The organism is Pseudonocardia terrae, from assembly GCF_021343995.1.
Lineage (GTDB): Bacteria > Actinomycetota > Actinomycetes > Mycobacteriales > Pseudonocardiaceae > Pseudonocardia > Pseudonocardia terrae.
Genome location: NZ_JAJTTE010000041.1, coordinates 56,237 through 68,214 on the forward strand (window position 1 = coordinate 56,237; position 11,978 = coordinate 68,214).

The following is an 11,978-nucleotide window of genomic DNA, read 5'->3' on the forward strand; positions in this document are numbered from 1 at the left end:
GCCCCGGACGCCGAGCGTTCACCCGCGGCGTGGTGGACTCCGGTGGACGAGGGGGAGGGCACGGAATGAAGGTGCTGTGCGTCGGCGGCGGTCCCGCCGGCCTGTACTCGGCGATCCTGGCCAAGCTGGCCGATCCGTCCGCCGAGGTCGAGGTGCTGGAGCGCAACGCGCCCGGCGCGACCCACGGGTGGGGCATCACGTTCGGCGAGGACCTCCTCGACGACCTCTACCGGCACGACGCCGAGAGCGGCCGCGCCATCCGGGACGCGGCGATCCTGTGGGGCGACCAGGTCGTCCGGATCGGCGGGCGGCCGCCCGTGCACATCGGCGGCAAGTACGGCTTCTCGATGGGCCGCGCCGCGCTGCTGGAGATCCTCGCGGCGCGGGCCACGGAGCTCGGCGTCACGATCCGGTGGGAGACCGAGCTGCCCGAGGACCGGGTGGCCGACCTCGGCTCGGAGGCCCACCTCGTGATCGCCGCCGACGGCGCGGGCAGCCGGGTGCGCGCGGCGCACGACTTCGGCACGGCGGTGACCACCGGCCGCAACCGGTACATCTGGCTCGGCACCTCGCGGTACCTCGAGCGGTTCACCTTCGCCTTCGAGCGCACGGACGCGGGCTGGCTGTGGTTCTACGCCTACCCGTCGACCGGCGGCACCAGCACCTGCATCGTCGAGTGCACCCCGGAGACCTGGACGGGGCTGGGCCTGGACACCGTCGAGGTCGACGAGGGCGTCGCGCGCGTCGCGGAGATCTTCGCCGGGCCGCTCGGCGGCGAGCCGCTGATGCGCCCGCCGGGCCGGGTCGGCAGCTCCGGCACCGCCGCGCCCTGGCTGACCTTCCGGCACCTGCGCAACGCGACCTGGCGCCGCGACAACGTGCTGCTGATGGGCGACGCCGCGCACACCACGCACTTCGGCATCGGCTCGGGCACCGTGCTGGCGGTCCAGGACGCCGTCCGCCTCGCCGAGTCCCTGACGCTGTTCGCCGACGACCTGCCGGGCGCGATGGCGGGCTACGACGCGCTGCGTCGCGCCGAGGTCGGCCGGGTGCAGGAGCAGGCGCTGCGCAACATGCACTGGTTCGAGGAGGTCGGCCGCTACCTGGACACCCAGGACCCGGTCCGCTTCGCCTACACGCTCCTCGACCGTCGCGGTGACCACCCCGAGGCGTGGCGCTACCAGCTGCACAAGGCCACCCAGGTCGACGGCCTGCGCAAGGTGCGCAAGGGCGTCACCACGGTCCGGCGCACGGTCCGCGCGGTGAAGCGCGGCGAGCGGGTAGGGCCGTAGGCCCCGCGAGCCCGGGCGCTTCCTAGGACTCGTGCTTGGGGGAGAGCGCCTTCTCGAGGACCGGGGCGGTCAGCGCGATCTGCCAGTTCCGCGCGCCGCCCCGCTCGAGGAAGGCGGGGACGTCGCCGTCGGCGGGCGGCGTCCAGCACAGGCGGCGCAGCAGGTCCGGCTGCAGCAGGTTCTCCACCGGCACCGACCAGCGCTCGGACAGCTCGGCCAGGCCCGTGCGGGCGGCGGAGAGCCGGGCCGCGGCGGCCGGGTCGCGGTCGGCCCAGCGGGAGACCGGGGGCGGCCCGTCGGTCGCGGCGGCGGGCCGGGGCAGCTCGGCGTCGGGCAGGGTCTGCGCGGAGCGCAGGGCCCCGAACCAGTACGACTCGAGCCTGCGCTGCGCGCGCCCCCGGAAGACGGGCAGCTGCGAGAGTGCCTTCGGGGTGGTGGGGGAGGCGACGGCCGCCTCGACGATCGCCGAGTCCGGCAGCACCCGGCCGGGCGCCACGTCCCGCTCGGCGGCCAGCCGGTCCCGGGCCTCCCACAGCGCCCGGACGGCGGCCAGTGCGCGCGGCTTGCGCACCTTGTGGATCCCGGAGGTGCGCCGCCACGGGTCGGCGCGCGGGGGCGGCGGCCCGGCCGTGCGGACCGCCTCGAACTCCTCGAGCGCCCACTCGAGCTTGCCCTGCTCCTCCAGCAGGGCGGCGAGGGCGTCCCGGAGCTCGACGAGCACCTCGACGTCGAGCGCGGCGTAGACCAGCCAGTCCTCGGGCAGCGGGCGGCGGGACCAGTCCGCGGCCCCGTGGCCCTTCTCCAGCGTCAGCCCGAGCATCCGCTCGGTGAGCGGGCCCAGCCCGACGCGGGGCAGGCCGGCCAGGCGCCCGGCGAGCTCGGTGTCGAACAGCCGCGCCGGGCGCAGCCCCGCCTCGGCGAGGCAGGGCAGATCCTGCGAGGCGGCGTGGAGCACCCACTCCGGGCCCTCCAGGGCCGGCGTGAGGCCGCTCAGGTCGCCGCCGAGCGGGACGGGGTCGACGAGGGCGGTGCCGGAGCCCGCCCGACGCAGCTGCACCAGATAGGCGCGCTGCGAGTACCGGAAACCGGACGCCCGCTCGGCGTCGACGGCGATCGGGCCGCTGCCGGCCGCCAAGGCGGCCGCGGCGTCGGCGAGCGCCGGGGCGTCCCGCACGACCTCGGGGAGCCCGTCGGCGGGGTGCAGCAGCGGGACGGGGATGTTCCCCTCGGCGTCACCGTCCGAGGCGGCACCCGACGTGCCCCCGGACACGGCGGAGGGGCCGGCCCCCGCGTTGTCGCGCGGTGCCGGCCCGCCCCCCGAGCCGTGCGAAGTCAACGGTCGACTCCGCGAGCGTCGTCTCCGGTCAGCGGATGACCCCGGCTCTCATCGCCAGCGCGACCATCTGTGCCCGGTCCCCGGTGCCGAGCTTGCGCCCGATCCGCGAGAGGTGGCTCTTCACGGTCAGCGCGGACAGGCTCAGCGCCTCGCCGATCTCCTTGTTCGACTGCCCGTCCGCCACCAGCTGGAGCACCTCGACCTCGCGGGCCGAGAGCTCCCGCGGGGTGTTGTCGGTGCCCGGCACCCGGGTGCCGGTCGCCAGCAGCGGCGCCACCGTCGGGTCGGCGTAGACCCCGCCGTCGAGCACCCGCTTGACGCCGTCGGTGACGACGGCCGGCGAGGCGGACTTCAGCAGGTACGCCTGGGCCCCGGCCTGGAACGCCGAACGGACGGCGTACGGGTCGTCCGAGGAGGCCAGCACCACCAGCCGGTTCCACCCGAGCTGGCGCAGCTCGGTGACGAGGTCGAGGCCGCTGCCGTCCGGCAGGCCGAGGTCGAGGATCGCGAGGTCGCACGGCCCGTTGGCCTGCGCCCGCGCACGCGCCTCGGCGACCGAGGCCGCCTCGTGCACCGTGCCGGCGCCCATGGACCGCAGACGGGCCGCGATGGCCTCCCGCAGCAGCGGGTGGTCGTCGACCACCAGCACGGTGAACTGCTCTTCCCGCGGATGGGGAACCATCGCAGGCTGGAGCACGGCACCAGGGGTGCCGCGCAAGGGTGTGCCCTGGCCTACTACGGCCACGTCACTACCTCCCTGGAGTCGGTCGTTGCCCCCCGACCAACACCGGGACCCCGGTGGGACGGAGAGTTGCGCCCGACCGCCCGAGGAGGTGTCGTGGAGGAACTGTAGCCCCCCAAGCGGTCTAACGTCGTGTATCCGATCGAACTTCTCCGGGTGAAAGTTACAGCGTTGTCGGCGGTGATGCGCCCAATCAGGTGATCAACGCTCCGTACCCGGGCCGTGACCAGCACCTTCGCTCCCGATTCACACACTTCGCCGCGCAAGCGTCCGAACTCCCACCGGCGGAAGTCCCGCAGCGGTGGCCACCAGTGTGCAGAACGCCTCCGCGTGTGCCGCAAGGTCCCCATCGGGTTCGAGTGGCGTCCAGGAGGCCCGGAGCTCCACGTCGTCGTCCCGCTTGGGGCCCGCGATGTCGCCGAAGCGCACCGAGGAGGTCTGCGTCACGGTCCCGCCGAGCGCGGTGTGCCGGCCGCCGAGGTCGGCGAGCGCCTCGGTCAGCCAGGACCATGCGACGACCGGGAGCATCTCGTCGCCCAGCTGCTCGCGCTCGAGCCGCGCCTGTACGAAGCAGACGAGCCGGAACTCGCCCTCCCAGGCCTCCTGCCCGGCGGGGTCGTGCAGCAGGATCAGCCGACCGGACGTGTCGGGCTCGTCCAGGTCGTCCGTGCCGTCGCCGCGGTGGACGATGTCGGCCTCGACGCTCGTCGCCCAGGCGTACGGGGCCAGCCGCGGCGGCGCCTCGAGCGAGCGGACCACCAGCTCGGGCCGGGGTCGGACGGCCGCGAGGGACTCGACCGCACGGCGGAACAGCAGCGGTGGCGGGGCGGCGGGATCGGGCACGGGGCGGGACTGTAGGTCGGCGGCGGGACCGGCGGAAACAGGCGCGCCGCGCTCCGATCGGGTCGATCTGCGTCCGCCCAGGTCGGCGTGGGACCATGGGTCGTGATGAACCCGCTCACCACCGCGCCCACCCGGCGGTCGCTGCCCGGCTCCGCGTTCCTCGCCGCGGCGCGCGGCGAGCGCCCGGAGCGGCTGCCCGTCTGGTTCATGCGCCAGGCCGGGCGCTCGCTGCCGGAGTACCGGGCGCTGCGGGCGGACACGGGGATGCTGCAGGCCTGCCTGACCCCGGACCTCACCTGCGAGATCACGATGCAGCCGGTCCGCCGGCACGGGGTGGACGCCGCGATCCTGTTCTCCGACATCGTCGTCCCGCTGTACGCGGCCGGGATCGCGGTCGACATCGTGCCCGGCACCGGGCCCGTCGTCGCCTCCCCGGTGCGCACGGCCGCGGACGTCGCCGGGCTGCCCACGCTGCACCCCGGCCAGGTCGAGCCGGTCACGGAGGCGGTGGGGCTGCTCCTGCGCGAGCTGGGGGAGACGCCGCTGATCGGCTTCGCCGGCGCCCCCTTCACGCTCGCCTCCTACCTCGTCGAGGGCGGGCCGAGCCGCAACCACGAGCGCACCAAGGCGCTCATGCGCTCCGCGCCGGACGTCTGGCACGCGCTGATGGCGCACCTCGCCGAGATCACCGCCACCTTCCTGGAGGCGCAGATCGCCGCGGGGGTCGACGCCGTGCAGCTGTTCGACTCCTGGGCGGGCGCGCTGTCCGAGCGGGACTACCGGCGCTACGTGCTGCCGCACTCGGCGGCCGTGCTGTCCCGGGTCGCCGGGGCCGGGATCCCGCGCTTCCACTTCGGCGTCGGCACGGCCGAGCTGCTCGGCGCGATGACCGAGGCGGGGGCCGACGTCCTCGGCGTCGACTGGCGCACCCCGCTCGACGTCGCCGCCCGCCGGGCCGGCGGGCGGGTGCCGGTCCAGGGCAACCTCGACCCCGCCGTGCTGTTCGCGGACTTCGCCTCCGTCGCGGAGGAGGTCCGGCGGATCGCCGCCGAGGGCGCCCGCGCACCCGGGCACGTGTTCAACCTGGGCCACGGGGTGCTCCCGGGCACCGACCCGGACGTCATCACGCGCACCGTCGAGCTGGTGCACTCGCTCTGATGGCGTCCGCGGTCCCTCCGTCGATCGCCGTCGTCGGGGCCGGGATCTCGGGGCTCGCCGCGGCCCACCGGCTGCGCGTCCTGCTCGGCCCGGCGGCCCGGATCGTGGTGGTCGACCGGGCGGACCGGATCGGCGGGGTGCTCCGGACCGTCGACCTCGCGGGGCGCCCGTTCGACGTCGGCGCCGAGGCCTTCCTCGCCCGTCGCCCCGAGGTGCCCGAGCTGCTCGCCGAGCTGGGCCTCGCCGACGAGGTCGTGCACCCGACCGGTGCCCGCCCCACCATCCGGGCGGGCGGCCGCACCGTCGCGATGCCCGGCGGCACGCTCATGGGCGTCCCGACGGCGGGGGCGCAGCTGGGCGGCGTGCTCTCCGAGGCCGGCCTGGCCGCGGTCGCCGCCGAGCCGGGGCGACCCCTGAAGTGGGAGCCCGGCGGGGACGCGGCCCTGGGCGTCCTGCTGCGGGAGCGGTTCGGCCCCGAGGTCCCCGCGCGGCTCACCGACCCGCTGCTCGGCGGCGTCTACGCCGGCCGGGTCGACGCGCTCGGCCTGCGCGCCACGGTGCCCGCCCTGGCGGCCGCGCTCGACGCCGGCGCCCCCTCGCTCACCGAGGCCGCGACCCGGGCGGCCCCGCCGGTGCCCGCGGCCACTGGTGGTGCGGGCGGGTCGGGCTCGGGCGGGTCCGGCGGGCCCCGGGTGTCCGGGCAGGCCGCAGGGCCCGTGTTCGGCGCCGTCCGCGGGGGCTACGGCGTGCTGCTCGACGCCCTGTCCGCGGCCTCGGACGCCGAGCTGCGGCTGGGCTCCACCGTCCGGGAGTTGGAGCGCCGCGAGCGTGGCTGGCGGCTCGTGCTCGGTCCCACCACCGCCCCGGAAGCCCTCGACGTCGACGCGGTGGTCCTCGCCGTCCCGGCCCCGGCCGTGCGCAAGCTCCTCGCGGGCCCGGTCCCGGCCGCGGCGGCCGCGGTGGAGGGGATCGAGCTCGCGTCGTCCGTCGTGATCGCCTTCGCGTTCCGCGGGATCGCCGGACCGGGGACCTCCGGGGTCCTGGTGGCCGCCGACGAGCCGCTGGCGATCAAGGCGGCCACGCACTCGTCGGCCAAGTGGGCGCACGTCTCGCCCGACGGCCTGGTCCGGCTCCGGGTCTCGCTCGGACGCTTCGGCGAGGCCGCCACCCTCCAGGTCGACGACACGGAGCTGGTCGCGCGCGCCCGAGCCGACCTCGCCACGCTGCACGGGATCACCGCGGATCCGGTCGCCGTGCACGTCCAGCGCTGGGGCGGCGGGCTGCCGCAGTACGCGCCGGGGCACCTGGACCGGGTCGCCGCGCTCGAGGCCGCCGTGGCCGCCGCGCCGGGCCTCGAGGTGGTCGGCGCGGCGCTGTACGGGGTCGGTGTGCCGGCTTGTGTCGGCACCGCCCGCGCCGCCGCGGAACGGCTGGCCGGAGTGACGGGGACCGCGGCCGGGAGTGCCGCGCCGCGTGGCAGCATGGAGGCATGGCCCGCCTCGACTACTCCGAGCTGAACGCGACGATCCGCTACACCATGTGGTCGGTCTTCCGGGTGGAACCCGGGAAGCTGGGCGACGACCGTGCTTCCGCGGCCACCCAGGCCGCCGAGTTCGTGGAGGCCCTCGAGGGCAAGGGTGTCGTGGTGCGCGGGGTCTACGACCTCGCCGGTCTGCGGGCCGACGCCAACTACATGATCTGGTGGCACGCGGACAACATCGAGGCGCTGCAGGCGGCGTTCGCCGACCTCCGCCGCGAGACCGCCCTCGGCCGCGCGTCGGTCCCCGTGTGGAGCCAGACCGCGCTGCACCGCCCGGCCGAGTTCAACAAGAGCCACATCCCGGCCTTCCTCGCGGGCGAGGACCCGAAGCGCTACGTCTGCGTGTACCCCTTCGTCCGCAGCTACGACTGGTACCTCCTGCCCGACGACGAGCGCCGGAAGATGCTCGCCGACCACGGCAAGGAGGCCCGGGACTACCCGGACGTCCGCGCCAACACCGTGCCCGCCTTCGCGCTCGGCGACTACGAGTGGATCCTCGCCTTCGAGGCCGACGAGCTGCACCGGATCGTCGACCTGATGCGCCACCTGCGTGCCACCGAGGCCCGCCGGCACGTCCGCGTCGAGATCCCCTTCTACACCGGTCCGCGGGTGCAGATCGGCGACCTGGTCGCGACCCTGCCCTGAGGCCGGGCCCCGAGACCGGGCCCCGAGGCGAGATCGGGCCGGTTCAGGGACACGGCCCCCGGATACGGCGGAGGCCCCGCACCTTCGAGGGTGCGGGGCCTCCGGTGTCCGTGCGGTGTCCCGGGGCCTCCGGCCGCCTACTCGGCCGGCGCCAGCGTCATCGAGATCGAGTTGATGCAGTAGCGCAGGTCGGTGGGCGTGGGGTACCCCTCGCCCTCGAACACGTGGCCCAGGTGGCTGTGGCAGGCCGCGCACAGCACCTCGACCCGGCGCATGCCGAGCGAGTTGTCCACCCGCTCGATCACGGCCGCGTCCTCCGGCTTGTAGAAGGACGGCCACCCGCAGTGCGACTCGAACTTCGTCTCGCTGCGGAACAGCTCCGCGTCGCAGGCGCGGCACTTGTACACGCCGACGGTCTTCGTGTCGGTGTACTCACCCACGAAGGGCCGCTCGGTGCCCGCCTGCCGCAGGACCTGGTACTCGGCGGGGCTCAGCCGGGCCCGCCACTCCTCGTCGGACCGCACGACGGTCGGAGCCGGCTCCTGGGCCGTCCCCTCCGCCGTGTCCCGCGCTCCGGACTCCTTGCTGAACAGACCCATGTCGTCACGCTAACCCTTCCCGGCACGGGGTGCCGTACCGTGCAACGCCCGCCCGCCCCGGGATGTTTCGGGCTACAACCAGGTGCCGAGCACGAAGACGAGCGCATTGCCGACCACCCACACCACGCCCACGAGCAGGAGCACCACGACGAGGACCGCCGCCCAGTACCGGCCGCCCTGCGCCCGGTTCGCCGAGTCGGCGAAGTCCCGCACGCCGTCCAGGTAGCCCTCGACGGTGAACGACGGCCGGTCGTGCTGCATCCGGTCGAGGTGCTGGGCGAAGGCACGCGCCTCGGGGTCGTCCGGGTCGAGCCCGACCAGCTCGTCGTCGAACCGGTGCGCCCACTGGGGCGCGGAACGGGGCTCGGAGTCGCGCGGCTCCGATGGGGTCATGGGCCGAGGGTAGCGCCGGGAAACCGCTCGTCGGTCCGATCCCGCAGGGCGCGGACACCTGGTCGCCCTGCCCGAGGGGTCGAGCCGCGCGTCGGGGCGCTGCCCCGGGCCGAGCGGATCGTGTTCCAGGGGCAGTCGCACTTCGCGGTCTCCGCCGCTCCGGCGCCGATCGCGAGAAAGATCCGGGTTTTCGTCGGCCGGCACCGGTAGGTTGCGCGCCATGGCGTCGAAGGCGGTCGAGCTGGTGCCGGTCCCGGGTCCCGAGGGCACCCGCGAGGTGCGCCTGACCAGCCCGGACAAGGTGATCTTCCCGGCACTCGGGATCACCAAGCGCGAGGTGATGGAGTACTACGTCGCCGTGTCCGGGCCGATGATCGAGATCCTGCGTGACCGGCCGACCAACCTCAAGCGCTATCCGGACGGCGTGGAGGGCGAGCCGTTCTTCGCCAAGCGGCTCCCGAAGGGGGCGCCCGAATGGGTGCGCACCGCCCGGGTCACGTTCCCGAGCGGTCGCACCGCGGACACGTTCGCGCCGTCGGAGCTGGCGGCGATCGCGTGGGCCGCGAACATGGGCACCCTCGACTTCCACCCGTGGCCGGTCCGCGCGGCGGACACCGACCACCCGGACGAGCTGCGCATCGACCTCGACCCGCAGCCGGGCACGGGCTTCGCCGACGCGGTGGCCGTTGCGGCCGTCGTGCGCGAGGTGCTCGCCGAGGCCGGCCTCACGGGGTGGCCCAAGACGTCGGGCGGAAGGGGCATCCACGTGGCGGCGCCGATCCGCCCCGAGTGGGACTTCATCCAGGTCCGTCGCGCGGTCATCTCGATCGCCCGTCGGGTCGCCGACCGGATCCCGGACAAGGCGACGGTGGCCTGGTGGAAGGAGGAGCGCGGCGAGCGGGTGTTCCTCGACTTCAACCAGGCGGCGCGGGACCGCACGATCGCATCGGCCTGGTCGGTGCGCGGCCTGCCCGGGGCCACGGTCTCCATGCCACTCGCGTGGGAGTCGCTGCCGGACGTCGCACCCGAGGACTTCACCCTGCGCACCGTGCCGGGGCTGCTCGCCGAGCACGGCGACCCGCACGCGGACATGCACCGTGAGCCGGGTGGCTGCGAGCGGGCCCTCGAGTGGTACGAGCAGGACGGGCTGGGGGAGATGCCGTACCCGCCGGAGTACCCCAAGATGCCCGACGAGCCGATGCGGGTGCAGCCCTCGCGGGCGCGGCACCTGAACGGCTGAGTCGAGACGAAGGTTGCCGCGCCTGCTGGTTCTGCAACGACGGCGTCGCGGTCGCTCAGCCTTGCTCGGCCTCGTCCTGCAGCGCCTTCCGGAGCGCGGCGCGACTGTTGATCCCCAGCTTGTCGTAGACGTGCGCGAGGTGCGTCTCGACGGTGCGCACGGAGAGCACCAGCTTCCGGGCGATGTCGAGGTTGCTCGTCCCGGAGGCCGCCAGCACGGCGATCTCGTGCTCCCGTTTGGTGAGCGAGGGTGGGTTCAGCTGATCGAGCGACGGGCTCCAGGCGCCGCCTGCCGCCCTTGCGAGCCGGGTCGCGTGGGCGGTCGAGGCGGACGCCTTCCTCTGGTGACGTGCCCGCTGATGAAGCCTCGCGGCCTGCGCGGCCGCATCGGCCGCGAGGAGGCGGGCGCCCAGCGACTCGAACTTCTGGGCCACTCCGTCGAGAGCGTCTCCCGACCCGTCCACGATCCCCCGGGCGTGTTCGGCGAAGAGGACGACCAGCGGACCGTCGAGCTGCGCTTCGAGCTCGCCGAGCCGCGCGGCGACATCCGCGGCGCGGCCGAGACGGGCGGCCGTGTGCAGCGCTTCGGCCTCGACGAGCCGCTGCGCCGCGCGTACGGCCGAGGATCCCGCTCGCAGCGCGGCCTCGGCTCCCTCGTCGAGCCCTTCCTCGCGGGCCGCTCGCCACGCGCGCGCGAGGTGGATCTGCGGCGTCCACCCGTCCAGGACGGGTCGGTCCGACGCAAGGATCTCGCTCAGGACCTGCTCCGCAGCGCCGTCGTCGCGGAGCACGACGTGCGTCTCCACCAACTTGGCCAGGCACAGCGGTGCGCACCCGATCGGGTCGCTGTCCGCAAGCCGGGCAGCGGCCTCGGTCAACCAGCGCGCAGCGGCGAACGGGAGGCCGCTCGCCAGCGCCGCCAACCCGCGAGACAGCCCGCCCATCGCATCGCACGCGGAGGGTGCCTGGGACATCGTCGCCCTGTGCTGCTCGGCGGCGACCGCCTCCGCCTCCCGGATCCGCCCGGTGAGGAGCAACCCGGCGAGCTCGGCGTGTCGGAGGATGGCGCGGGTGATCGCCAACTCCGGTTCGGCGGTGCATTCCTCGAACGCCGCCCAGCCGCGGGCCACGGCCGCAAGGGCCTCGTCCCCACGGCCGAGCGCGCAGAGCCCGATGGTCGAAGCGAGGGATTCCCACAGTCGAAGCCACGGTCCGGACTCCTCTTCCCACGGAGCGCTCGAGGCCAGCTGGACGGCCTCCGCGGGCCTGCCTGCCCGCGAAGTACTGCAGCACCGCCCCGGACCGCTGTCGTGACACCTCCCCGGTCCGGCGAGGCCAGAGCCTCCTCGACTCGACCGAGTCCGAAGAACTGATTGAGTGCCCGGGTCGTGGCGAGTCGTGAACGATGATCCTCGGAGCCCGCGAGGGGGACGGGGTCGACCGCGACACGTTCGGCCTCGGCGTGTCGCCCCTGCCACCGCAGCGCTTCGGCGAGCACAACGGACGCGACACCGCGCGCCTCGGATCCGAGTGCCGTGCGGGCGAGCCGCTCGCCCAGCGCGTGGTCCGACATCGCGTTCGCCCGCAGCGCCCCGTGAGCGAGCGCGGCCGGCTCGACGCCTTCGGCGGTGGTTGTCGGCGGAGCATCCGTGCTGGTCAGCCCCAGGGTATGTAAGCGCCACAGCGGATTGGACGGGCGCGTCGCCGAGGTGCCGCCGAAAGTGTGAGCGCCGTCATGAAGGGCGAAATCTGCCGTCAACCTGGCTCCGGAACCCGATCACAGGCCTCTGACCTGCGAATTCACGCCGAATTCGGGGTGGGGACCCCCGTTTTGCCCTCGCCGATCAGGCCGTGTAACTTTCTCTTCGTCAGCGAGACGCCGGACAGAACGAGCCCATGAGGTTCGGTCAACAGGCCCGTTGGCCGCCCCCGAGCCGGACCCCCTGGATCCTCGTGGATTCGTGTGGGTGTACGGTGGGGAAAAGCCCCGGAAGTTCACCGGTCGGTGGGCCATGGTGTGCGGGTGTCTTTTGAGAACTCAACAGTGTGTCGAGCTTGAATGTCGGGACTGGTGGTTTGTGCCAGTTCTTTTGGGGCTCATGTTCCCGATCCCGTCGGGCGTGGGCCTGTCAGTTGGAGCCAGTTTTTGTTGGAGAGTTTGATCCTGGCTCAGGACGAACGCTGGCGGCGT

11 protein-coding genes are annotated in these 11,978 nt (G+C 74.3%); 5 read left to right on the forward strand and 6 right to left on the reverse strand.

Annotated features, from left to right (window positions below; all coding sequences use genetic code 11):
- The first annotated feature begins 65 nt into the window (after positions 1-65).
- The gene (locus LWC33_RS24485) at positions 66-1,292 is read left to right on the forward strand and encodes an FAD-dependent monooxygenase (protein ID WP_233306862.1); all 1,227 of its coding nucleotides are present in this window, start codon (positions 66-68) and stop codon (positions 1,290-1,292) included.
- 22 nt (positions 1,293-1,314) lie between these two features.
- Here the strand turns inward: LWC33_RS24485 and LWC33_RS24490 are convergent, their stop codons facing one another.
- The 3 genes from LWC33_RS24490 to LWC33_RS24500 form a co-directional block, all read right to left on the reverse strand.
- Positions 1,315-2,562 (reverse strand): ribonuclease D, encoded by a 1,248-nt coding sequence (locus LWC33_RS24490; protein WP_233306864.1) that lies wholly within the window; start codon positions 2,560-2,562, stop codon positions 1,315-1,317.
- A gap of 94 nt (positions 2,563-2,656) precedes the next feature.
- The gene (locus tag LWC33_RS24495; protein WP_156067259.1) at positions 2,657-3,310 is read right to left on the reverse strand and encodes a response regulator; all 654 of its coding nucleotides are present in this window, start codon (positions 3,308-3,310) and stop codon (positions 2,657-2,659) included.
- 306 nt (positions 3,311-3,616) lie between these two features.
- The gene (locus LWC33_RS24500) at positions 3,617-4,213 is read right to left on the reverse strand and encodes a DUF3000 domain-containing protein (protein WP_233306866.1); all 597 of its coding nucleotides are present in this window, start codon (positions 4,211-4,213) and stop codon (positions 3,617-3,619) included.
- A 105-nt stretch (positions 4,214-4,318) separates the two neighbouring features.
- On the opposite strand from LWC33_RS24500, the gene hemE reads away from it, so the two are divergent.
- From hemE to hemQ, 3 genes are read left to right on the forward strand one after another with little or no spacing between them, the layout of a single operon-like run.
- Positions 4,319-5,371 (forward strand): uroporphyrinogen decarboxylase, encoded by a 1,053-nt coding sequence (gene hemE, locus LWC33_RS24505; RefSeq protein WP_233306867.1) that lies wholly within the window; start codon positions 4,319-4,321, stop codon positions 5,369-5,371.
- Positions 5,371-6,888, forward strand: coding sequence for a protoporphyrinogen oxidase (gene hemG / locus LWC33_RS24510; protein WP_233306868.1), 1,518 nt, complete (start codon positions 5,371-5,373; stop codon positions 6,886-6,888). Before hemE ends, hemG begins: the two co-directional genes overlap by 1 nt.
- Positions 6,861-7,556: a hydrogen peroxide-dependent heme synthase gene (hemQ, locus tag LWC33_RS24515; RefSeq protein WP_233306870.1), complete on the forward strand. Its 696-nt coding sequence runs from the start codon at positions 6,861-6,863 to the stop codon at positions 7,554-7,556. Before hemG ends, hemQ begins: the two co-directional genes overlap by 28 nt.
- A 137-nt stretch (positions 7,557-7,693) precedes the next feature.
- Here the strand turns inward: hemQ and msrB are convergent, their stop codons facing one another.
- Together msrB and LWC33_RS24525 are read right to left on the reverse strand one after the other, a co-directional pair.
- A complete protein-coding gene (gene msrB, locus LWC33_RS24520) occupies positions 7,694-8,155 on the reverse strand; it encodes a peptide-methionine (R)-S-oxide reductase MsrB (protein WP_233306871.1) in 462 nt (153 codons plus the stop codon).
- 72 nt (positions 8,156-8,227) lie between these two features.
- A complete protein-coding gene (locus LWC33_RS24525) occupies positions 8,228-8,548 on the reverse strand; it encodes a hypothetical protein (RefSeq protein ID WP_233306872.1) in 321 nt (106 codons plus the stop codon).
- Between the two features lie 220 nt (positions 8,549-8,768).
- Here LWC33_RS24525 and ligD point away from each other — a divergent pair, with 220 nt between their 5' ends.
- Entirely contained in the window at positions 8,769-9,788 is a 1,020-nt protein-coding gene (gene ligD, locus LWC33_RS24530) for a non-homologous end-joining DNA ligase (RefSeq protein WP_233306874.1), read from the forward strand.
- A 55-nt stretch (positions 9,789-9,843) separates the two neighbouring features.
- Here ligD and LWC33_RS24535 read toward each other — a convergent pair whose 3' ends face one another.
- The gene (locus tag LWC33_RS24535; RefSeq protein ID WP_233306875.1) at positions 9,844-10,917 is read right to left on the reverse strand and encodes a helix-turn-helix transcriptional regulator; all 1,074 of its coding nucleotides are present in this window, start codon (positions 10,915-10,917) and stop codon (positions 9,844-9,846) included.
- Positions 10,918-11,978: the final 1,061 nt, after the last annotated feature.

Bases quoted from the DNA above. Each gene is read 5' to 3' on its own strand.
- LWC33_RS24485 (WP_233306862.1), top strand. From the start codon at position 66: ATGAAGGTGCTGTGCGTCGGCGGCGGTCCCGCCGGCCTGTACTCGGCG.
- LWC33_RS24495 (WP_156067259.1), bottom strand. From the start codon at position 3,310: ATGGTTCCCCATCCGCGGGAAGAGCAGTTCACCGTGCTGGTGGTCGAC.
- hemE (WP_233306867.1), top strand. From the start codon at position 4,319: ATGAACCCGCTCACCACCGCGCCCACCCGGCGGTCGCTGCCCGGCTCC.
- hemG (WP_233306868.1), top strand. From the start codon at position 5,371: ATGGCGTCCGCGGTCCCTCCGTCGATCGCCGTCGTCGGGGCCGGGATC.
- hemQ (WP_233306870.1), top strand. From the start codon at position 6,861: ATGGCCCGCCTCGACTACTCCGAGCTGAACGCGACGATCCGCTACACC.
- msrB (WP_233306871.1), bottom strand. From the start codon at position 8,155: ATGGGTCTGTTCAGCAAGGAGTCCGGAGCGCGGGACACGGCGGAGGGG.
- LWC33_RS24525 (WP_233306872.1), bottom strand. From the start codon at position 8,548: ATGACCCCATCGGAGCCGCGCGACTCCGAGCCCCGTTCCGCGCCCCAG.
- ligD (WP_233306874.1), top strand. From the start codon at position 8,769: ATGGCGTCGAAGGCGGTCGAGCTGGTGCCGGTCCCGGGTCCCGAGGGC.